18 protein-coding genes are annotated in these 23,526 nt (G+C 36.4%); 16 read left to right on the plus strand and 2 right to left on the minus strand.

What is annotated here, in order from left to right; all coding sequences use genetic code 11:
* Positions 1 to 5 precede the first annotated feature (5 nt).
* The 4 genes from EJN90_RS07385 to EJN90_RS07400 all read left to right on the plus strand — a co-directional run bounded on the left by EJN90_RS07385 (position 6) and on the right by EJN90_RS07400 (position 3,822).
* The gene (locus tag EJN90_RS07385; RefSeq protein ID WP_164544032.1) at positions 6 to 653 is read left to right on the plus strand and encodes a YesL family protein; all 648 of its coding nucleotides are present in this window, start codon (positions 6 to 8) and stop codon (positions 651 to 653) included.
* Positions 654 to 663: 10 nt separating this feature from the next.
* Entirely contained in the window at positions 664 to 2,211 is a 1,548-nt protein-coding gene (locus tag EJN90_RS07390; RefSeq protein ID WP_126112353.1) for an extracellular solute-binding protein, read from the plus strand.
* An 86-nt stretch (positions 2,212 to 2,297) separates the two neighbouring features.
* Entirely contained in the window at positions 2,298 to 3,398 is a 1,101-nt protein-coding gene (locus EJN90_RS07395) for a glycoside hydrolase family 88/105 protein (RefSeq protein ID WP_126109919.1), read from the plus strand.
* Between the two features lie 25 nt (positions 3,399 to 3,423).
* The gene (locus EJN90_RS07400; RefSeq protein WP_126109921.1) at positions 3,424 to 3,822 is read left to right on the plus strand and encodes a DUF4064 domain-containing protein; all 399 of its coding nucleotides are present in this window, start codon (positions 3,424 to 3,426) and stop codon (positions 3,820 to 3,822) included.
* 56 nt (positions 3,823 to 3,878) lie between these two features.
* Here the strand turns inward: EJN90_RS07400 and EJN90_RS07405 are convergent, their stop codons facing one another.
* On the minus strand, positions 3,879 to 6,182 hold the full coding sequence (locus EJN90_RS07405; protein WP_164544033.1) for a helix-turn-helix transcriptional regulator: 2,304 nt from the start codon (positions 6,180 to 6,182) through the stop codon (positions 3,879 to 3,881).
* Between the two features lie 433 nt (positions 6,183 to 6,615).
* Between EJN90_RS07405 and EJN90_RS07410 the strand changes: the two genes are divergently transcribed.
* The 12 genes from EJN90_RS07410 (at position 6,616) to EJN90_RS07465 (ending at position 22,816) form a co-directional block, all read left to right on the plus strand.
* A complete protein-coding gene (locus EJN90_RS07410; protein ID WP_227872613.1) occupies positions 6,616 to 7,953 on the plus strand; it encodes a glycoside hydrolase family 28 protein in 1,338 nt (445 codons plus the stop codon).
* Between the two features lie 35 nt (positions 7,954 to 7,988).
* Complete coding sequence (locus tag EJN90_RS07415) at positions 7,989 to 8,882, plus strand: dienelactone hydrolase family protein (protein WP_227872462.1); 894 nt, start codon at positions 7,989 to 7,991, stop codon at positions 8,880 to 8,882.
* 15 nt (positions 8,883 to 8,897) lie between these two features.
* Complete coding sequence (locus EJN90_RS07420) at positions 8,898 to 9,851, plus strand: pectinesterase family protein (protein WP_126109927.1); 954 nt, start codon at positions 8,898 to 8,900, stop codon at positions 9,849 to 9,851.
* Between the two features lie 26 nt (positions 9,852 to 9,877).
* On the plus strand, positions 9,878 to 11,449 hold the full coding sequence (locus EJN90_RS07425; RefSeq protein WP_227872463.1) for a glycoside hydrolase family 43 protein: 1,572 nt from the start codon (positions 9,878 to 9,880) through the stop codon (positions 11,447 to 11,449).
* A 27-nt stretch (positions 11,450 to 11,476) separates the two neighbouring features.
* The gene (locus tag EJN90_RS07430) at positions 11,477 to 12,976 is read left to right on the plus strand and encodes a tagaturonate epimerase family protein (protein WP_126109929.1); all 1,500 of its coding nucleotides are present in this window, start codon (positions 11,477 to 11,479) and stop codon (positions 12,974 to 12,976) included.
* A gap of 233 nt (positions 12,977 to 13,209) precedes the next feature.
* The gene (gene uxaC, locus EJN90_RS07435; RefSeq protein ID WP_126109931.1) at positions 13,210 to 14,616 is read left to right on the plus strand and encodes a glucuronate isomerase; all 1,407 of its coding nucleotides are present in this window, start codon (positions 13,210 to 13,212) and stop codon (positions 14,614 to 14,616) included.
* A 131-nt stretch (positions 14,617 to 14,747) separates the two neighbouring features.
* Complete coding sequence (locus EJN90_RS07440; protein ID WP_126109933.1) at positions 14,748 to 16,517, plus strand: cache domain-containing sensor histidine kinase; 1,770 nt, start codon at positions 14,748 to 14,750, stop codon at positions 16,515 to 16,517.
* On the plus strand, positions 16,510 to 18,039 hold the full coding sequence (locus tag EJN90_RS07445; RefSeq protein ID WP_126109935.1) for a response regulator transcription factor: 1,530 nt from the start codon (positions 16,510 to 16,512) through the stop codon (positions 18,037 to 18,039). The genes EJN90_RS07440 and EJN90_RS07445 overlap by 8 nt, the downstream gene beginning before the upstream one ends.
* Before the next feature lie 473 nt (positions 18,040 to 18,512).
* Positions 18,513 to 19,442: a carbohydrate ABC transporter permease gene (locus EJN90_RS07450; RefSeq protein ID WP_126109937.1), complete on the plus strand. Its 930-nt coding sequence runs from the start codon at positions 18,513 to 18,515 to the stop codon at positions 19,440 to 19,442.
* A gap of 3 nt (positions 19,443 to 19,445) precedes the next feature.
* Entirely contained in the window at positions 19,446 to 20,282 is an 837-nt protein-coding gene (locus tag EJN90_RS07455) for a carbohydrate ABC transporter permease (RefSeq protein ID WP_126109938.1), read from the plus strand.
* Between the two features lie 20 nt (positions 20,283 to 20,302).
* Positions 20,303 to 21,640, plus strand: coding sequence for an ABC transporter substrate-binding protein (locus EJN90_RS07460; RefSeq protein ID WP_227872464.1), 1,338 nt, complete (start codon positions 20,303 to 20,305; stop codon positions 21,638 to 21,640).
* Between the two features lie 69 nt (positions 21,641 to 21,709).
* Positions 21,710 to 22,816 (plus strand): glycoside hydrolase family 88/105 protein, encoded by a 1,107-nt coding sequence (locus EJN90_RS07465; protein WP_227872465.1) that lies wholly within the window; start codon positions 21,710 to 21,712, stop codon positions 22,814 to 22,816.
* A 133-nt stretch (positions 22,817 to 22,949) separates the two neighbouring features.
* On the opposite strand, the gene EJN90_RS07470 is transcribed toward EJN90_RS07465, so the two are convergent.
* Positions 22,950 to 23,435 carry an LURP-one-related/scramblase family protein gene (locus EJN90_RS07470; protein ID WP_126109942.1) on the minus strand — a complete coding sequence of 162 codons (486 nt, stop codon included), beginning with the start codon at positions 23,433 to 23,435 and terminating at the stop codon, positions 22,950 to 22,952.
* Positions 23,436 to 23,526 lie beyond the last annotated feature (91 nt).

Genomic DNA, 23,526 nt, shown 5'->3' on the forward strand with positions numbered 1-23,526 from the left:
AAGAAATGAAGTCGTTGGATAAAATGAATAAAGTTAATGATTATCTAATTGGTTTTTGGAAGATTATTTATTTAAATGGACTGTGGCTCGTTTTTTCCCTCTTAGGATTAGGAATTTTTGGTGTCGGGCCTGCGACCTATGCAGTAACAAAATATTGTTTCCGTTGGTTGCACTTTAAAGAAGAACCAGCTGTTTTTCAGAGCATTTGGAAATATTATAAAGAGGCCTTTAAGCAGTCTGTGCTTGTGAGTTGGGTTTTAATCGCTATATTTACTATTTTAATTGTTAATCTTTTTAATGTAACTGAATGGTATTTCCAAGTCGCGAATATCTTTATGTTTGTAATGGCGATTGTAGGAGGCACACATATTTATAATGTGATGGTAGCGCTGAGATTCAAGAATTTGCGAGAGATTACTCGTGCATCACTAATGATGGGAATCGGCTACTTGCATTATACGATTATTTTATGGACAATACTTATTGGAACTTATTATGTATTGTCTAGCATTTATCCAAGTCTTTTATTCCTTTTTGGAACCGGATTCACGATCTTTTTGATTACCTTTGTCGGGAATGTAATTGTAAAAGATTTCGAGGAGGAGCCTCAAGAGGATGAAGAAATAAAAAAAATTTACTCAAAGGAGAGTTAGAATGAATAAGATCAAAAGAAGTAAATTATTTGCAGGAGTATTTACAGCTAGTTTATTATTAGCAGCATGTGGCGGAGGAGCTGGAGCTGATACAGATTCAGCGGCTGGAGGAAATAATAGCTCACAAAATACAGAAGGTTCTTCAACTGAAAATACAAGTTCAAAAGACAGCGTAACTTGGATGGCAATGCTTCATACACCGACACCGCCAAGTGGTGACATTGAAGGTTTATTAGAAGAATATACAGGAATCGATGTTGAATTTAATTGGGTGCCGGATGCATCGAAGGAAGAAAGAATTAATGCAGCATTAGCATCGAATACCTTAGCAGATATTGTTACTTTATCACAAATAGACAATACAACTGTACGACAAGCTCTCACTTCTGGAATGTTTTGGGACGTAGAACCATATCTATCTGAATTTGAAAATTTAGCTGCTATTCCAGAAACTACATTAGATGCTTCTCGTCTCGAAGGACATATTTATGGAGTTCCTATGCAAACTTCTATTGCTCGTTATAGCGTTCTAGTACGTAAAGATTGGTTAGAAAATTTAGGATTAGAGGTTCCGCATACAATTGACGAACTGCGTGAAGTTGCTCGTGCATTTACAGAAGATGATCCGGATGGAAATGGAATCGATGACACAGTTGGTTTTGTTGAACGTTCAGAGTCTTATATGGTTGGCTTCCGTAACTTGACTGGTTACTTTGGCGCAGATAATTTCTTCCACGTATCTGAAGATGGCGAAGTAATTCCATCATTCATGCAACCAGAGTTTAAAGAAGCAATGGAATGGTATCGTGATATCTATGCAAATGGTTGGATGAATTCTGATTTTGCAGTTATGGCAAAGAATGATCAAAAGGATTATATTGCTACTGGTAAAGGAGGAATCGTTCTTAGCGGTGCATTTGATGCAAATAATTATAAAACGGCAGCTGTAGGAACGGACCAAGAAGAAGTAATGGACTGGGAAATTATTAATGATATGACCTATAAAGATGTTCCTCGTCGTATGTTGTCAGATACAAATGGAGGAATGGGAGGCTGGTTAGCTATTCCCAAAACAAACGTTGAAACAGAGGATGACTTGAGAGTTGTTTTAAAATTTATTAATGATTTAATGGATGAAGAACCTTATACACTCATGACAATGGGAGTAGAAGGAGTTCACTATGAAGTAACTGAAGATGGCGTTTATAATAAACTAGATGACACTATCTCTCAACAAGAAGTCCAGCCTTATGTTAGCTCAAGACCTTCACAAAGTGTAATAATTTTTAAATCTGCATCTGAGTTAGCAAACGAAGGTAATGAGAAGATTGCAGAAAATGCAGAGTTTGCTGTTATTAATCCAGCTCAATCCTTGGACTCTGAAACGTATACATCTCAATGGAGTACACTCGTTGAAGGGATTCAAGATGGTTACTACAAATATATGATGGGTGATATTGACATGGATGACTTCGATGCAGCGATTGACACATTCCTAAAAAATGGTGGACAAGACATAATTGATGAATTTACTGCAAGTTATGCAAAAAGCAATTAGTAAAAAGTAGTTCAAATGGGCTTCCTTTCCAAATATTGGAAGGGAAGTTTTTATATAACAAGTAATCCGTAGGGGGACAAGAACAAATGACTTTATCAAAAAGAATAATAGACACATTACTAGAACGCTATCCAACGCTTCCAGAGAACAAGCTATATAAAGGAAAATGGTCATATGACTTTGGGGTAATATTACAAGGTGTGAAAGCCGCTTATAAAGCTAGTAACAATCCTGTCTACTATCAATACATAAAAGATAATATGGATTACTTTATTCAAGAAGATGGTACGATAAAAAATTACCATTTTGATTCCATGAATATCGATTATGTGAATAATGGAAAGTTATTGTTTTTCTTATATGAAGAAACAAAAGAAGAAAAATATAAGGTTGCAATGGACCGGTTATTTGAACAATTACAACAGATGCCACGTACTTCAGAAGGAGGTTTTTGGCATAAAAAAATCTATCCTTATCAAATGTGGCTAGATGGATTGTATATGGGTTCTCCTTTTTATGCTGAGTATTTGCTCACATTTAAAAATGGTGAAGGATTAGACGATGTGGTGAAGCAATTCGAACTTTGTTATAAGCATACAGTAGATGAAAAAACAGGTTTGCTTTATCATGCATGGGACGAGAAACGTGAACAAGAGTGGGCAGATCCCGAAACAGGCTTATCCTTGAATTTTTGGGGACGTTCCATAGGCTGGTACGTAATGGCTCTAGTAGATGTCATTGAGTTACTGCCAGAAATGTATGAAAAACGTGCTGTACTTGTAGAGCAGTTGAAAAACATTTTATCAGCATTGAAAAAAGTTCAAGATCCGGAAGCGAAAGTTTGGTATCAAGTACTAGATAAAGGTAATGAAAGAGGCAATTATTTGGAAGCTTCTGGAACAAGTATGATTGTTTATGCTGCAGCGAAGGGGTATCATCTAGGCATTTTAGATGAGTCTTGGTATACTTTTATTAAGGAAAGCTATGAAGGCTTGCAGGAAGAATTCGTCTTTTATACCAAAGAAGGTTGGGTAAACTTGACTAGATGCTGTGAGGTTGCTGGATTAGGCGGAGACGATAAACGAGATGGTACCTTTGTATATTATATTAGTGAGCCAGTCATCACAAATGACTTCAAAGGCTATGGTGCATTTTTACAGGCAGCGGTCTATTTAGAGAAGATATAAGTAAAAGAATGAAAGAGGGACAAGTATGAGTCGTAAACCAGAAAAAGTAATTGCAATCATTGGAGCCTGCCTCGTTTTATTATTTTTGGGAGGTTTCGCTTTAACCGTCCTTAACATGGATATTGAGAAGTATCGAGAAGTGATTGTACCCATTTTTGAAGGCAATTTTTCCGATTTAGCATCTGAAGAAGGATTTCAAAATATGCGAACATTAGGGGCTTGGTTTAGTGCAACTGCGTTTATTACACTTGTTTTTGTCGCTTTAGGAAATTTGTTTATTTCAAATAATCGATATCCATATCGAGCTGCTATTTGTTTTGGGCTTACGGGTATAGCCGTTCTTTTTGGAAGTCAACTGATCGCATACCCATTAGCATTTATCTTTTTTGTAGTAACAGCAATGAGCTTATTCAGAAAGAAGTAAATTTAGAAGAATAGTGGAGAGTAAAAATAACCTAGTGCAGCGCACTAGGTTATTTTTCACTCTGGAGTATGCATCTTTCGATACTCACCAGGAGTCATATTTTCTTTTTTCTTGAAAGAACGGATAAAATTTTGTGGATTCCGATATTGTAGACGTTGCGAAATCTCTTTAATCGTAACATTCGTTTCTCGTAACCATTGTTTTGCAATATCAAACCGATACCCTGTTAAATAATCACTAAAGGTTATTCCTGTTTCCTTTTTAAAGATATTACTCAAATAGTTTGGATTGTAATGGATTCTGTCTCCAATTGATTCCAAGGAGATATCTTCTGTATACTCATTTTCAATAATCTTAATGATTTGTTCAGAAAGACCTTGGAACTGTTCAGAAGTTTTTTCATTCATTTCTTGAACAAAAGGTAAAATAATATCATTAAGTAAAGTAGCTTCTAATTCACTTGGATGATTTACTTGTAAGATTAATTCATATAGCTCTACGCCTTTTTCTTGATTCAGAACAGATGCATTTACAGTTTGGGATAGTTGAACCAAATTAAGTGCAAAACGCAGCAATGCTACCTGAACGTTAATTGGGTTATTACTGGAAGTTAAAATCTCTTTCAGTATGGCTGGTGCAATTTCTCGAACTTGTTCCCTTTCACCAAGCCGAATAGATTGGAATAATTGTGCTTCTAAATCTTCTGGATATCCCGAAATTTCAGGCACAGCAATCATTTTCTCGACTTCATCATGGAAGATAATTGCCTGGTTTCCTAAAAGAAGGTGATAAGCTAATGTTTGTTTCCCTTTATCCAAATTTTCTTTTGAAGAAAGTAAATCTGTGTAGAAAGGAGAAAATGCAATACTTACTGAAATTCTCATATAAGTCCGTAAAGTATCGATGATTAAATTAGCATATTCTGTACACTCTTTTTTATTTTCTTCTGGATTATCTTTATCAAAAGCCAATAAAGTAACTTGGATTTTGTCATTTAAGACTACTGGAGTCAATCGATTTTCGATCGGAATTAATTCGTTGACAATTTGATTGATCCCAACTAAGAAGACATCTTGATTGTTTACTTCTCGAGAGCCGTAATCATCAATTTGAATGAGCATGATACTGTAGTGTTTATTTTTTTGATCAGGATAATTGTATAGATCCATTTTTGTTGATAATTCGCTCTTTGTCACTCGGTTTCGATAAAGATTACGCATGAATTGTTTTTCGAGTTCAGGTTGTTCTCGTTCATAAAGACCTTCTAATGTTTTCTTCTCAGATACGATAGCATCAACCTGACCGGTAATAAAATCCCAATCATTGACTTTTTTATCTTCAGTGGTTGTAAAGTTCAGGCTTGTTTTTAATTTTTCAATTGGTCTCGTAATTCTGCCAGCAATAATATAAGCACCAACAATGATTGCGCTAATAATAATGAGTGCTAAGATAACCAGTCCATAACGTGCGAACTTGAGCGCTTCATCGATTTCTGAAGTATTTAAATAAGTGACATAAAGCCAGTTGTTGTAGTCAGACTTTGTATAAATTAATGTAGAAGAATTGTTTTTTGATGAAGACAATTCTATGATTCCAGCAGATTTCTCTTCAGCCAACGTTCGAATCTCGTGAATCAGTTCGATAGACAAATTACGATCTTCATCATTTTCCTCGATATTTGCTGAGAAGAGGAGTTCATCATTACGATTGACAATGAAAAAGGGTGTGGACTCGTTAGATACATCCAACAGTGATTGAATACTGCTGTTTGGTATCTCAGCCATACCAATTGCTAGTTTAGTATTTGAGAAAACAGGCAACAAGCTAATAGAACGAATATGATTTTCTCCTTGAATCCAATACAGATTTTCTTTCCTTCCCTCAACGTAACGTTCCTCAATATTTTCGATTTCTTCTTCCGTCATTTGAGTGAGTCTTCCATCTCTAATCAACCAATTTTGATCTAAACTGACTACTGAGTATACGGTGCTCGGTAAACTGAAGGTTGCGAAATAATTTAATTGGGAAGTAATCATGCGGTATTTTTGAAAATCTTGTATCCCTAAAGGCTCTTGAACCATTTCATGAAAATCATTTGTCGTGCTATATGCATTGAATAATTTTTCGATAGTTTGTATTTCACGTTCAAAAGTATTTTTTATTTGATTCGTTGTCATGATTTTACTATCTTCGATATTACTTTTAACAGAATCACGAGTAGAGACGTATAATGCCGAAATAAAAATAATCACTAAAGTAGTACAAATCACAGCAAGTATAATAAAAATCTGTGTAAAAGAACTTCCATGTCTTCCTAATAAATTTGATTTTTTACTTAATTTAGAAGGGTTTTTGCTCATGATGAACCTCCTTTCGTTAACGATATAAAAAACCATTATCAAAAAATGATAGCGGTTTATTTGCTTTAGTATACCATAAATTTTTGGAATTAGTATTTCTGTTTTTTAGAATAATGAGCAATTCTATAATAAGAAGTAACATTTTAGATTTATCTGTTTGATAAACAGCCCTGATATATGCTTCTGAAAGAAGGATTTAATGCGCATATCGAACTCCCGTGTATTTTTCTAAAAATGCTGGATAATCATTTGCTCAGAAGTAATCATTTCTAATGATAATAATCTAGAATGCGTAATTTCTCTTATGACCATCCTTAAAAGATTATATACGTAACCGCTTTATCTGCTTACTATGAAAGGGGTAACAAGGTTAATAAGTTAAGTGACCAGTAGGCTGGTTAATCCAAAATAAGGAGAAGATTCATTCATGACTATTTTCAATGTTGTTGATTATGGCGCGATTGGTGATGGCCAAACAGATGTATCAAAAAGCTTCCAAAAAGCAATTGCTGCTGCAAATGAAGTTGGGGGAGGGACGGTATATGTTCCGAGCGGTGTTTTTCGGACTACTTCCATTCGCTTAGAAAGCAATATTACTTTAGAAGTTAGTCCTGGAGCGACCATTTCTTTTGTGACAGAGCAAGAGACTTATCCCGTTGTTCATTCACGTTGGGAAGGTTGGACGCAAGATGTCTACCAATCTTGTATTTATGCAGAAAACGTAGAAAATATCAAAATATGTGGTGGAGGAGTCATCGACGGAAATGGAGCCGATTGGTGGGATTTATTCCGTAATCGTCGTGAAGAGTTGAAATATCCTAGACCAAAACTAATTAGTTTTGAAAAATCAAATCGAATCACAATTCAAGATGTTCAATTACGGAATTCACCAGCATGGACGATTAATCCAATTTTAAGTCACAATATCACGGTCGATAATGTGTCTATCTTAAATCCAGCTGATTCACCGAATACAGATGGGATTGATCCTGAGTCATGTTCCAATGTAAGAATTTCAAACTGTAACATCGACGTAGGAGATGACTGTATCGCAATTAAATCTGGTACAGAAGATGCAGCAGAAAAGGTAGCTTGCGAAAATATCACAATCACAAACTGCACGATGATTCATGGACATGGTGGCGTGGTACTTGGCAGTGAAATGAGTGGTGATATTCGTAATGTGGTGATTTCCAATTGTATTTTTAAACAAACAGATCGGGGAATCCGCTTGAAAACTCGCCGTGGACGTGGCGGTACGATTGAAGATATCAGAATCGATAATATTGTGATGGATGAAGTCATTTGTCCCTTTATATTAAATTTATATTACTTCTGTGGACCAAGAGGAAAAGAAAAATATGTATGGGATAAAAATCCGTATCCAGTTACAGAAGAAACACCAACTTTCCGTCGTATTCATTTTAATCACATCACTGCTCGTAACGTTCAAGGAGCAGCTGGCTTTATTTATGGACTTGCAGAAAACTATATCAAAGAAATTACTTTTAATAATATTGATATTTCAATGGCAGAAGATGCGGAACCTGGTCAAGTGGCTATGATGACAGGGTTGGATTACATGAACAACCGCGGTTTTTATGTTGGGAATGGCGAAGATATCCTGTTCAATCATGTATCAGTAGAAAATCATGAAGGACCAATGATTTATTTGGAGAATTGCCGAAATATTCAAACAGAAAACTGTGTTTCAAAAAATACAGAACAAGTAGAAAAATTGATCGAGGAGAAAGTTGTGCATTTTTCCTAACTAATAAGTGTGTTTTACAGTAAGGAGGAGATTTTTTGGAGAAAGATCAACTGTGGCAATTATTAGGTGATTTACCGAGTAATCCATCAATGGATGCGAAAAAAATTTCGGAAGAAGTTCATCCAGATGGTTATTACTTAGAAACATGGAGTATTGATTTAAACGGTGAGGAGCGAGTTCCCGCATATATCGCACGGCCGTTAGAAGCATCAGGGCGATTACCGCTTGTCGTTGTTAATCATTCACATGGCGGTATGTATGAGAATGGCAAAAAAGAAATGCTTCAGCCTTCTCATTATCTGCAGTCTCCGTCCTATGCAAAAACATTAACGGACATGGGATACATAGCAGCTTGTATTGATATGTGGGGCTTTGGCGAACGTTCTGGTCGTAAGGAAAGTGAAATGGTTAAAGAAATGCTTTGGAAAGGACAGGTCGTCTGGGGAATGATGTTATACGACAATATGCGTTTTCTCGACTTCTTATTACAGCGCGAAGATGTAGATTCGAACCGAGTGGGAACGATCGGCATGTCAATGGGAGCTATGCAAGCTTGGTGGCTCGCTGCATTAGATGACCGCGTCAAAGTTGTTGTCGATATAGGCGGGCAAGTGGATGCACATACCTTAATGAAGAATCGTTATTTAGACAAACATGGATTCTATTCATATGTACCAGGTTTATTGAAACATTTTCAAACGGTTGATATTCAGAAACGAATTATTCCACGTAAACGTCTTACCTTAAATGGCTCTTATGATTTAAATTGTCCTCTGGAAGGCGTGCAATTGCTCGACAAGGAATTATCAAAAGCATACCAAGAAGCCGGGGTTCCAAGTAACTGGCATTCATTACTATTTAGCTGCGGTCATAAAGAGACAGCGGAAATGCGCTGGAACTGGCAGCAATTCTTTACTGAACATTTATAGAAATCGGGTGAAACCATGTTTTTAGTAGGAAAAGAAACCTTTTGTGATTTCCAAAGTATCCAGCAAGCCGTTGATTACTGTGAAAATCATAAACAGTCAGAAGCAGTGACCATCCAAGTTTTAAGCGGTTTATATGAAGAGCAAGTAGTTATTTCTCGCTCGCAGTTAACTTTAAAAGGAATTGGCGATGTAACGATCCAATATGGTTTAAGTGCGAGAGAAAAAGATCCTTTAGGAAATGAATTAGGAACGTTCCGAACACCTACTTTGTATGTAGGTGGTCAAAATAACAAAATTGAAAACGTTACGATTATTAATTCCTCGGGCTACGGAGAAGATGTTGGTCAAGCCCTTGCAGTTTATGCTGATTGCGATGAAACGGTTTTTCGTCATTGTAGAATGATCGGTTATCAAGATACTTTGTTTACAGGGCGTTTACCAGGAAAACAAAAAGATGGTACGGATTTTATCTTGTTGGAACAAAGCCAAGATCAGAAAGAATATCGTCAATATTATGAATCTTGCTTCATTTCAGGAACAATCGATTTTATCTTTGGCGGTGCCACTGCTTATTTTTATCAATGTGAAATAAATAGCCGAAGAGAAAGAACGCGTAAGGGCGGCTATATCACAGCCGCTAGTACTCCTAAAGATCAAAAGTCAGGGTTTATTTTTCGAGAATGTTTTTTGAGTGCGGAAGAGGATGTCGAAGGGGTCTTTTTAGGAAGACCTTGGCGTGCTTACGCGAAGACAGCTTTTATTCATTGCGAATACGGTCAACACATTCTGCCAGCTGGTTGGAATGATTGGTCAAACAGTCAGAACCAAGAAACAACTGATTATGTAGAAATTTTAAAGGGAAAATATCAATTCAATCAAAGAGTTTTATGGAGTAGACAGTCACATACAGCTAACTCTGAATATAATATAGAGCTTGTCTTTCCGAAGAGTGATTTTTATAAAAAGTAATAAAAGAAGGATAGTGAATCGTCATAATGGAGAAAATGATTAAGAATCCTATTTTACCAGGTTTTAATCCGGATCCTTGTTTGCTTCGAGTGGAAAATACCTATTATATCGCGGTTTCGTCATTTGAATGGCTTCCGGGAGTGCGAGTTTATGAGTCACAAGACTTAGCTAACTGGGAATATTGTACGGATATTTTAACGGATCAAGTTGATTTAAAAGGGAATGCGATTAACTGTAGTATCTGGGCACCACAAATCAGTTATGCAGATGGGGAATTTCATTTATTGTATACGGATGTAAAGAGTTCCGTTCGTCCGTTCAAAGATACTCATAATTATATTATTTCTGCCCCAAGTATGAAGGGTCCTTGGTCGAAACCAGTTTATTTAAATAGCAGTGGCTTCGATCCTTCCTTATTCCATGATGAAGATGGTAGAAAGTGGCTTTCCAATGCACTGTGGGATTACCGCTTAGCTACACCGAATAAGTCATCCGGAATTGTTATTCAAGAGTACGACGCGGTTACTAAAAGCTTGATTGGTGAACCAGTAAAAATATTTGATTGTACGGAATTGGGTAAAACAGAAGCACCGCATATTTATAAAAAAGATGGTTATTATTATTTAATTATGGCAGAAGGCGGGACTGGCAGTGGACATGCTGTAACCATTGCTCGATCGAAGAGTGTGACGGGGCCTTATGAAGTTGATCCACACTACCCAATGATGACATCAAGCAATCATCCTGAGTCTCCATTGCAGTGTGCCGGACATGCAAGCCTGGTAGAAACGCCAGAAGGTGAGTGGTACATCGCTCATTTAACCACTCGGCCTCTACGAAACCAACATGCTATTTTAGGTCGCGAAACAGCTTTACAAAAAGTAATTTGGGATGAAGATGGTTGGCTGCGTCTCGCCCATGGTGGAGTAGCTCCAGCACTGGAAGTTCCTGCGCCAAAAGGGTTTGAAGGAGAAATAAAAGAATTCTCTCATGATTTCTCTGATGATTTTTCTGGTCCAGAACTACATTCTAATTGGAATAGCTTACGGATGTTGCCGAATGAAGAATGGTGTTCGTTAACAGAGCGAAAAAATCATCTCCGCATTTATGGCGGCGAGTCATTACACAGCTTTTTCAACCATCATTTATTGGGAATTCGTCAAACTGATTTTCATTTTACGGCATCTACAAAACTTCTATTTGAACCAAAACAATTCTTACAAATGGCAGGATTATTGTTGTTTTTAAATCCAGAAAACTACCTCTATGCCTATATTACGAATGAAGATGGAAAACGTCTCCTTCGTGTTATAAAAGCTGAACGAGGAGACGTGCATTTAATCGATACAAAGGTAGAACTTCCGCAAAATAGTGAAGAAGGTATTGAGTTATCAATTGTTGCTGCGGGACAAGAAGCGAATATTTACTATCATTTACCCCAACAAAAAGAAACTCAGTTACTCTATGCAGAAAAGGACTTAACATTCTTGTCAGGTGGTTTTACAGGTAATTTTATAGCGATTGCCTGCCATGATATGAATCAATACAAAGGCTGTTACGCTGATTTTGAATTTTTTAACTATGAAAGCAATGAATAAATTTCTATAGAACAGGAGAAAAAAGATATGCACGAAACACAAACAGTGACTAACCCATTATTGAACGAAAAATATTTAGTAAGCGGTGGCTATAAAGTTTATCCGAAGTCTTATACAAAAAATGACAAGACAAGCTTTGTGATGTTTAAAAAAGATGCTGAAAAGTACTTATTTGTAAAAGGATCGGGTCCTTTGTTTGATGAATTAGAAGGAGAAACACTTTCAGAAGACACTAAAATTGCGCCTGCAAATCATGCAAACCGCCTTGTACTAAATCGTTATTTTGATTATACAAATCCGCGTGCTTTTGGAAATAAGATTACGACAATGGGAGTGGGCGACCGCTTAGGTTTAGCTTCCCCAGGACATATTGATATTATGCGTCAATATCAGGTGAAACCAATTTTGGCGCAACAAAGTATTCGTGAATTATCCCTCATGGAACGCAGTATTTATGATGTGCTTGATGCAGCGAGTTATGCGGTAATTCAAGAAGGATATACAGGCGGCTTTGGAGCAGACGGCGACCACTTGAAATTGGAAGAAGATATTAAATTGGCTTTGGATGCAGGAATGTCTATGTTGACTCTAGATTGCTCGGATTATATTCGCAATGAAGTACCAGAAATGTCTGTAGAAGAGCAAGAAGCAGAATACAATAAATTGCCAGAAGAACTTCGCAAACATTATGAAAAAGCTTATTTAGACAAAACATTTGAAGCAGCAGGAATGTCAATTACATTTGATAGAGAAGAATTAATTTATAATGTCCTCCTATATTCCGATGCATTAAATTACATGGTACATATCTATAACGAATACATTAAAAAAGCAGATCGTGAGATTGATTTCGAAGTATCCATTGATGAGACAGCAACGGTTACAAAACCAGAATCTCATTTCTTTGTTGCACAAGAATTAATTAACGAAGGTGTAAAAGTGAACAGTTTGGCTCCTCGTTTTATTGGAGAATTCCAAAAAGGCGTAGACTATATGGGGAATTTAGAGGAGTTTGAAATTGATTTAGCAAAACACGCGAATATTGCGAAATATTTTGACTATAAATTAAGTATTCACTCAGGAAGCGATAAGTTTTCTGCTTTCCCAATTGTAGCGAAACACACAGATGGTTTGTTCCATTTGAAAACAGCGGGAACAAACTGGTTAGAAGCAGTACGCGTACTGGCAAATCATAATCCAAAGTTATTCCGTGAAATGCATAAATATGCATTTGATCATTTCCCAGAAGCGCAAGCATATTACCATATCACCCCTGACTTAGACTCAATCAAAGCGTTAGATGAAGTATCTGATGAAGAATTACCAGAATATATGAATGATCGCAATGCGCGTCAAGTATGGCATGTGACTTATGGGGTTCTGTTAACGGCAGTTGACGAAGAAGGAAATCGATTGTTCAAACCAGACTTCTTTGCGAATATGGATGAGTTTGAAGAGGAATACCGTGAATCCTTGGTAGGACATATTGGTAAACATCTAGAAACATTACAAATTCCAAAGGTTTAATAAATTGAAATGATTGTCAGAGAGACTTTCCCGTCAATTTTTGTTGCTGAACCTCTCGATTTTATGAAAACAGGAAGGTTCAGGCAGAAAAAGGTGCTCGAATATCTTTATTTTGGAAAAATAAAGACGTTCAACCATCAAAATGACTTTGAAGGTCTTTCTAGACTCATTCAAATAAAATATACGACGGGAGTTCCTCGTCTTTTCTTAGAAAAATGGAGGCGGAATTATAAATGGCTTTTATTCATGATGATTTTATGTTAACAAACGAAACAGCGAAACACTTATATCATACTTATGCAGAAAAGATGCCGATTTTTGATTATCATTGTCATTTAATCCCAGACTGGATTGCAGATGATCACGAGTTCTCTGATATTACAGAACTGTGGCTTGCAGGGGATCATTATAAGTGGCGCGCGATGCGTGCAAATGGTGTTCCAGAGAACATGATTACGGGAGACGCATCACCGGAAGAAAAATTTTCTGCTTGGGCAGAAACGGCAGAGAATACAATTGGTAATCCGTTATTTCACTGGACTCAATTAGAATTGAAACGGTATTTTGATATTGATGAACTATTAACGAAAGACAATTGGAAAGAAATTTACGAACAAGCAAATAAAGTTTTAAAAGAAAAAAAATTAACTGCTCGTAAGTTAATAGAAATGTCCAATGTAACATTTGTTGGTACAACAGATAACCCAACAGATTCTCTAAAAGCACATGACAAAATTTTGAAAGATAAAAAATTTGATATTAAAGTAGCACCTTCTTTCCGTCCGGATGAAGCTTTCCATATAGACGACAATCGTTTTGCTGGTTTTTTGGAACGTATGGAAGCCATTTTTGGAAATCATCCAACCTCTTATAAAGAATTGGTGGAACAATTAGAAAAACGTGTTGATTTCTTTGACAAACATGGAACGTTAGCTTCGGATCACGCTTTGGAAAATATGGTTTATAGCGATGCAAGTGATAACGAAATTGAACAAATTTTCCAAAAAGCGTTAAAACAAGAAGCGATTTCGAAAGATGAAAAAGAAAAATATTTAACGAGAATTTTAATTGATTTAGGTGAAATGTATGCAGATCGCGGATGGGCAATGCAAATTCATTTTGGGGCATTACGGAACAACAACGAATATTGGTATGATCGTTTAGGTCCCGATGTTGGCTTCGATTCGATTCATGATTCAGTAAATGATGGGCGTAATCTAAACCTTCTATTAAATGCGATGGAACGTAAGCAAAAATTACCGAAAATGATTATCTATAATTTAAATCCAACTCAAAATCATGTAGTAGCAAGTGCTGTTGCAAACTTCCAAGTGAATAACGAGGGGATTAAGAGCAAGGTTCAGTTTGGTGCTGGATGGTGGTTTAACGATACGGAACAAGGAATGTTACGTCAAATGGAAGCATTAGCAGATCATGGCTTGTTAATGAACTTCGTAGGTATGCTGACCGATTCTCGCAGCTTTGTATCTTATCCACGCCACGAATATTTCCGCCGCATTTTGTGTAATTACGTTGGAGAGCAAGTAGAATCAGGCAAGTTTCCAAACGAAGAAACACTGTTACAACGTCTAATTGAAAATGTTTGCTATAACAACGCAGTAAATTACTTTAAAAAATAAAGAGTGTGACAAAAAGCGTTTAGAAGAGACTGTTGCGACATCCGTTGCGATGGTTTCTTTTCTACATAGAGGAAAGTACAAAGCGAAAGTGTAAATAAGATAATAAACGCAAGTTTTTAAGAGGGGCTACTATGAAATTAAAAAAAGATCTTTTTCATTCTTTAAGTTCTACGATTAATGCATTTTACATTATCCTTATTGTTTTATTTACGCTTTTAACAGGCTCGATTATCTACTATGTTGCCAACAGCCAAGTATCACGAAACACGGAAACAACGATGGAGAGTGTGTTGAATCAAAAAATGGAATATTTATCATCCCTATATCGGGAGGTTTTTGAGCAGTTTTATATTTTGACAAAAGACGACTCTGTTCAACAACTCTTAGAGGCAGGAGCATCTTCTCCAAATAACTATTTAGAATTATCGGAAAATATTGAATCGCTCTACACGCGAAATGCTGCATTTATTGACTCAATCTATGTAAATATTCATGGCTATGTACTAACTCAAAGTGATCAGCAAAGTTTAAACGAACAATTTAATCACTATGGTTTTTATGAATTGGATGCAGTTGGAAATGAAGACTATTATTGGCTGAATAATCATACCGACTATGTTTTTGATCGAGAACAAGATGTACAATCCCTTTTTCACATTTTAAGAGGAAAAGATAATGAACCGCTTGGGATTATCATCATGAATTTGAAAACATCATCTGTCGAACGGACATTAAGAGAAATATCTTTGGATAACAGTTATATGCTGCTGATGTCGAATGAGACTTACTATGTATCGGAGGATGCACCAAACAACGAAGGATTGGATAGGGAAATTTATAGACTATACCGAAATCATGAATTGACAAATGATATTGAAAAATTGGATGCACCAGATGGTAAATCCTATAATATTCGCTTTGCTACTTTGGGAACGAATAAGTGGCGGGTCGTTTTAGTGACGCCTGAAACAAAATTATTTGATTCGAATGCTACAATTTTTTTACTTTTTATTATTTTAGCATTGTTGCTCGCTCTTATTGCTGTTTTATTTTTGAGAATGGTCCGCCGATATATCTCGACTCCGATTAAAAAAATGGCGGATAGTATGTTGACGACGAAAACGTACCATGAAAAACTAACATGGACAGATGAAATTCCTCAAGAATTAGTAATTTTATACCAAACTTATAATGATTTAACGGACCGAAATGTGGAGCTGATGGAGCAGACAACAGCACAACAAGAAGAGAAAATGGCATTAGAAGTAGCATTGCTGCATGCCCAAATTAATCCACATTTTCTTTACAATACTCTATTTTCAATTAAAGGCCTTTGTGATTTAGGAATGAATGAAGAGGCAAGCCAAATGATTAGTAATCTTTCAGATTTCTTCCGAACTAGTTTGAGCAGAGGAAAAGAAATGATTACCATTGAAGAAGAAGTAAAGAATATAAAAAGCTATTTGTACATGATGGAAATGCGCTACGGTGACTTTTTCACTTACGAGCTTTCAATTCCTGAATCGCTATATTCCTATCAAATCGTTAAATTATCGTTACAGCCAATTGTAGAAAATGCTATCTATCATGGTGTGATGAATGATCGTAAACGTGGACGCATTCAAATCTCTAGCTCAGAAACAGAAGATTCCATTACATTAATTGTAAAGGACAATGGACAAGGAATTACACGGGAAACCCTGCAGATCATTCAAGCAGAAATCCATACACCATTTGTTACAGGAGCACGAGAAGAAACAGGTGTGGGGCTTCGAAGTGTCCATATTCGTATCAAAAATCGTTATGGCGATCAGTACGGACTTCAAATAGAGAGTGAGGCTGGGGAATATACCAAGGTACTCATTCGAATTCCTAAAATAAAGGGGGAGGATTATGCATAAGGTTGTTATTGTTGAAGATGACCGAATTATTCGAAAGGCAATCGTCCAAGCAGACTGGAATAAGATAGGATTTGAAGTTGCCGGTGAGGCGGCAGATGGACAAGAAGCATGGGAAATCATCCAAGCGGAGCATCCGCAACTCATTGTTACAGATATAAATATGCCATTTATGAATGGTATTGAATTGGCAAAGCGGATCAGAAAAGAACAGCTTCATACACGTATTATTTTTTTAACCGGTTATGATGATTTTGAGTATTTACATGAAGCGATTTTGCTAAAGTCTGATGACTATCTATTAAAGCCCGTTCATATGAACGATTTGTTAGACAAAGCAAAAGCAGCGTTAGAAGCATGGAAGCTGGATTATCAAAAGACAGAGCAATTAGAAAAAACAATCCCTCTTTTGCAAGAGAAATTCATATCAGATTTACTATTTTCATCAGATTCTATGGAAGAAATGAATATCGAAGCAGCACTCAAAGAAATGGCTATTCATTTAAAAGGTCCTTCATACCTTGTCATGAATGTTTTTGCTCCAAACTATACGAGGGAAGAACCGATCATCAATCAGCTGATTCCTTTTTCTAAAAAAAATTATACAGAATTAGTTTCTTATCAAGGAGACGAAGCTTTTTTATTCCATTCAGTCGAAGAGGGTCGACAAGAGCAATTACCTGCGTTTCGTGAAAAAATTCGGAATGAAGTTGGGCAAAGTTTAGAGGAGCCGGTGTTTGTAACCATGTCTTCAGTTTTTGAAGAACTAGCTGATATAAAAACAGCAATTGTAGAAGCAAAAATTAATATGGAAATTCAGAAAATTGCAGAGCTGGCAGAAAAAGATCCGGAGTTTGATGCATTATTTGGAGTTGAAAAAGGAACGGCAAGGGTTTTTGCCGAACTAAATCCAGCCCAAAGCAGTCATGATAAAATAAAATCATTTTTTGATTTTCTAACAGAAGGAACGTTAAGACTTATCGAAGCTAAAAAAATTGCCTTTAATTTTGTTGTTTTTTTAATCGTTCAATTGAATCATATTATTGAGGATGAGACGGAACATCTGGATATTTATCAATTAAGTCAAGATATATTGGCAGTTGAAAACTTGGAACAGCTAATTATTTTGCTAGAGCCGATGGTCGCTAAATGGGAAACAGCTTTTGAGCGCCAACAAGTGGCGAACAAGTCAGATTCATTAGTAGATAAAGCTGTTCAATATATGAAAGAACATTTTTCAAATCCAGATTTATCATTAGTGAAATTATCAGAGGAAATTCATGTTACTTCTCCATATTTGAGTAACTTATTTAAGGAACAAACGAGTATGAATTTCACAGAATATTTACTTGAATTGCGAATGGAAAAGTCGAAAGAATTGCTGCGGACAAGCTCACTTAAAACCTATGAAATTGCGGAAGCAGTAGGCTACACAAATCCTCATTATTTTAGTAGCTCCTTCAAGAAATATGCGGGTCAAACACCTATGGCATTTCGCAAAGGTCACGGACGAAAGGCTCAATAATTTATGATGTGGGTACCTGGGGGAAATTCTTTTGGAATAAATGAGTAAAATTACTTGGCGAGAGTAATGATAGGATTAGTTTTTTGTTTTCTTGATTTTTATCAGGCAAAAGTACTCGTTAAAGTAGAGGCTTTCCTTGATAAAAATAGTTTATCAGGTAAAGTCTCGATTTATACAGCCCTCTTTCCTTGATAACTACTATATATCAAGGAAAGGGGGTAAAGAATTGTCCTCTTTTCCTTGGTAAAACTCTCCGTCCTTTACACAAAAAAATACTCTTTCGGAATACCCCTCTATGCGGTGCTGCTTTCATTTTTAATCCTTTAAAATAAAAAATAAGTAAGCGCGAACATCGCTGAAGAATCAAAAGTGTTATCGATTTCAAATCATCTTAAATTATTGTAGGAAAAGCAAAAGAAATTGGATTTTTATGTAAAACGCTTTCTGTTACTCTTTTAACAGGAGGGGAAATCATGGAGAATACAATCAGTAATACAAAAGTTGCTTCAAATCCTAAGAAAAAACGGAATATTAAAAAAAATTGGGTTCCTTATGCATTATTAGCACCTGCTTTTATTATGATTTTTGCATTTCTTTTTTACCCAATGTTAACGGTCTTTTACTATAGTTTTCAGCACTATGATATTTCTGCACCATTCTATGATGGATTTGCAGGATTACAAAACTACATTGACATCTTTACGAAAGACTCGTTGTTCTTGCCAAGCCTTTGGAATAGTGTGAAATGGGTGATCTCGCAAGTATCCTTGCAATTAGTGTTTGGTTTAGGGGTTGCATTGTTATTAAATCAAAAATTTAAAGGGAGAGGCGCGATTCGTGCAGTCGTATTTGTGCCTTGGGCAATATCAGGAGTTCTGACATCCGTAATCTGGATGTTGATGTATAACGAGCATATGGGAGTATTTAATGATATCTTGATGCGTCTTGGAATTATTGATAAACCAGCTGCTTTCTTGGCAAGTACAGGAAGTGCGTTTTTCGCAGTGGTTATCGCAGAATTATGGAGAGGAATTCCGTTTTTTGCAGTAACTTTATTAGCATCCTTACAAACGATTCCTGAAGATATGTATGAAGCAGCAAGGGTAGATGGCGCTTCTCGCTTCCAGCAATTATTTTATATTACACTTCCTCAATTAAAACGGACAATCGTGTTAACAACACTGCTGCGTTCTGTATGGGAGTTCAATAATGTGGACTTACTTTACAACTTAACCGGCGGAGGTCCAGCAAATTCAACAATGACCTATGCCATGTATATTGCTAATACTGCGGTAAATGGAACAAACTTTGGTTACGGTTCTGCATTAACAGTCGTTGCCTTTGTCATCCTATCTATTGTGGCAGCAGTATACTTGAAGATTTCTAAATTTGAGGAGGAATAATGGATGTTTACTAAAAATCAAAAAGTCGATCGAATTTTAACTTTTTACTTACCGATGGCTTTGATGTTAATGTGGACAGTCTTCCCGATTTACTGGACTCTTAACACAGCTTTTAAACCTGAAGGAGATATTGTAAGATCTCCAATTGAATATTTCCCGAGTAGCTTCACATTAGATAACTTCGTGAACGCTTGGAAAGATGTTGGTTTTGATACTTATTTCGGAAATAGTATTTACGTAGGGCTTTTCACGGTATTACTAACAGTTACTTTATCTATTTTAGCCGGATATGCCTTAGGACGCTATGAGTTTAAAGGAAAAAGAACATTTATGTTGTTATTATTAATGACACAGTTTATTCCTAGATCAATGCTGATTATTCCACTGTTTGTTATTTTTAACAATCTTGGCTTAATCAGTAATCCTCTATCTTTGATCCTTATTTATTCAGCGGTTCAAGTTCCGTTTAATGCAATACTAATGAGTGGATTTATTGCAGGTATTCCAAAAGAATTGGAAGAAGCAGCTTCTATAGATGGAGCAACCAGACTCCAAACGCTTGTAAAAGTGATTTTGCCATTACTAATTCCAGGAATTGTTGCAACAAGTGTAAACGTTTTTGTTTATGCATGGAATGAATTTTTACTGGCGCTGATGCTGACAAATAATCAAGCGAAGTTTACTCTGCCAGTTGGATTAAGTTTTATGATGGGTGAGTTTAATGTGAATTACGGTGCATTGGCAGCCGGAAGTATTATTGCATTAATCCCATCAATTATCTTGTTCTCAATCGCTCAAAAGCATTTAGTAAATGGTATGGGCGGAGCTGTAAAAGGCTAAAAATATAAGGAGGTAACATCATGTTATCAAGGAAAACAAAAGGGTTAGGGATTACTTTAGCGAGTGCGATTTTATTAGCAGCTTGTGGAAATTCAACTGCAGATTCCAGTTCTGACTCAAGTGCCGGAAATACTGGCGGAGACAGTTCAGAAGTAGTTACGATTTCATTCTGGGATGAAAATGCAGGACCAGAGAGAACCCCAATCTGGGAGAATATTATTGAACGTTTCGAAGAAGAAAATGAAAATATCAAAGTTGAGTATTTCGGACTACCAAAAGATGATGCAAAATCAAAAATTGATGCTGCAATTGCTGCAGAAGATGTTCCAGATGTAGCTTCTATCCAAACAAGTTGGTTGCCAGAATATTCCATCCGTGAAGCATTCTTGCCATTGGATGATTATTTTGCAGATTCTGAATTGAATGGAAAAATTAATCAAGGAACTATCGATTTTAACAAAAAAATTGTAAATGATGGAAATTTATATGGAATTCCTTATACACAAAACTTAGATGTCATTTGGATTCGTCCAGATTTATTTGCGGAAGCTGGGATTGAAGCACCTGAAAGTTGGGATGATTTCTTCAGTGCAGTAGATACGATGACAACGGATGATATGTACGGTTACACCATTCGTGGTGGAGCAGGTGGCTCGTTACAACTTCAACGGTTGATGTATGCATATTCTGGTATTACTGAGTATGTGACAGAAGATGGAAAAGCAACGGTAAACGATCCTGCGCATAAAGAATTTTTAGAAAAATACTTTGCATTGTATTTAAATAATACACCTCAAAGTGATATTACGAATGGCTACAAAGAAATGGTAGCGACATTTGATACTGGTAAAGCAGCAATGGTTCACCACAATATTGGTTCATATGGTGAACATAGTAAAGCTTTGGAGCCAGAACAGTTCGAAGCAATTCCATTGCCAGTTTCTGAAGAAGGAAACTATGTTGCAGAAGGCGGAAATACAATCGGAATTTCAATCTTTGCAGCTTCAGAACATCCAGAAGAAGCTTTTAAATTCTTGGAATTTGTCAATAATGCAGAAAGTCAAAGTAATTGGAACCAAGCAATTGGCCAAATCCCAACCAACAGTGACGTTATGGAAGAAGAATGGATTCAAGATGCTCAACATCTTAGCGTTGCCTTCTCTGTATATGACGATGAAAATACAGCCTTGTATGAGCCGCCATTCTACTTGCCGGACTATCGTTCTATTTTAGATAACAAAGTGGATCCTGCGATCCAATCTGTAATGGCTGGAGAAAAATCTGTAGAAGACTTTTTAAATGAATGGGCAGAAGCAATCGAAGCTTCAGCTGCTAAATACGCAGAAGCATTTAATTAATAAAAAACAGAGGCTGGGGCAATTGTTCCAGTCATCTGTGTTTTACGAAAGTAGAGGAGAGATTAATCCGTGGAAAAAACATATACAGTAACCAAAACACAAATTCTTAAAATTGCAGAAAAATCTTGTCGTACGTTAATGAATAAGTTTACACCACCCGAATTGCCGCCAGCAATGCGATTCCACTATCACCAAAGTGTATTTTTATTAGGAATGCTTCGCGTGTGGGAAGAGACTGGAAATGATGAATATTTCCAATACATTAAAGGGTACTATGATGCACTAATCGATGATGAAGGAAATTTTGAATATGATCGTGATCAATTAGATGCGATCCAAGTAGGTATTTTACTATTTAAACTTCATGAAGAGACGGGACACAAAAAATATATGATTGCGGCTCGTAAGCTTCGTCATATTATCGATACAATTAATCGGACAACTGAAAATGGATTTTGGCACAAAGATAAATATCCTTATCAAATGTGGTTAGACGGTTTGTTTATGGCAGGACCATATTTAGTGAAATACGCAAATCAATTCCATGAAAAAGATTTGATTCAAGTTGTTCTGTATCAAGAAAGATTGATGCGTAAGCACATGACTGATCCAAAAACAGGATTGCTGTTCCATGCATGGGATGAGAAAAGAGTACAACCTTGGGCAAACAAAGATACAGGTTGTTCACCAGAATTCTGGGGACGTTCGGTAGGCTGGTATGGTACGGCATTGATCGATATTTTGGAAGCAATCGGTGATGAATACCAAGGACAAGAGGAATTGCCAGTTGAAGTAGCCAAATACATTGAAAACGTAGTGAAGTTCCAAGATGAAAAGACAGGGTTATGGTATCAAGTTGTTGATAAAGGTGACCAAGAAGATAACTGGTTAGAATCATCAAGCTCTTCTTTATACTTATATACCATGGCAAAAGCTCTGCATTACGGATTTGTTGGTAAAGAATACGAAGAGAACCTATTGCGTGGTTTCTCTGGTTTATTAGAACATATGACAAGAGAGGATGCAGACGGGCTTCATGTAAACGGTATTTGCATTGGCACATCAGCCGGCACTTACGAGTATTATGTAGGTCGCCCGACATCCGAAGATGATCTGCACGGTGTAGGAGCGTTCCTTCTGGCAGCAATGGCGGTATACGAATATTTAGAAAAATAAATCGTGAAGTCAGCCGCACATTGAAAGGAATAGATGAGACACCTTCAAGCTAAAATAACCTTCTGAAGGTGTCTCCTTTCACAAAATAGAGAGCTTCGCCCAATAAAAAAAGGCTGAAGCTCTCTATTTTTATTTAATTAGCGCTATTATTTTGTTGTTCGGCTATAACACAGTCGATGACGATAATGACACCGAGGGCCAGTAATGATTGACTTTCATCCAAAATATTTAGTTCATAGGAGTCTCCCCAAGTAAACCATTCTTTATTAATTGATGCGATATGATTTTCAAATTCCCAGATATCGTAATCATGCCCCCAAAAGTTGCCTTCTACTTCCCAATTGGGGCCAATAATCGAATACTGTGGACGGAAGAAAGTAAATTCTTTTTTCACAACTGCAACTTCTTTTTCATAGATAAACAGAGAATAATTTGGCATCCAATTCCACAAGTTTTGCTGAATATATAAAACTTCATTGCCATTTACATCTGTTACGTAGAGTTTTTTACCCCAAGAAAATAATTCACCTTCAATAAAATAAACATCATTGCCGAATTCATCTTTCACAGCAAACCGATCACGCCAAGAAAATACCTTTTGCTTGATATATAACTTCATAAAACCCCTCCAAAAAAGCTTTCTCTTTAATCAATCTAGTTATATTGTATCTGAAATAAAGAGTTGTGAATATAGAAACAGAGAGAATCCA

The sequence above is a fragment of the Jeotgalibaca ciconiae genome (genome assembly GCF_003955755.1).
Taxonomy (GTDB): domain Bacteria; phylum Bacillota; class Bacilli; order Lactobacillales; family Aerococcaceae; genus Jeotgalibaca; species Jeotgalibaca ciconiae.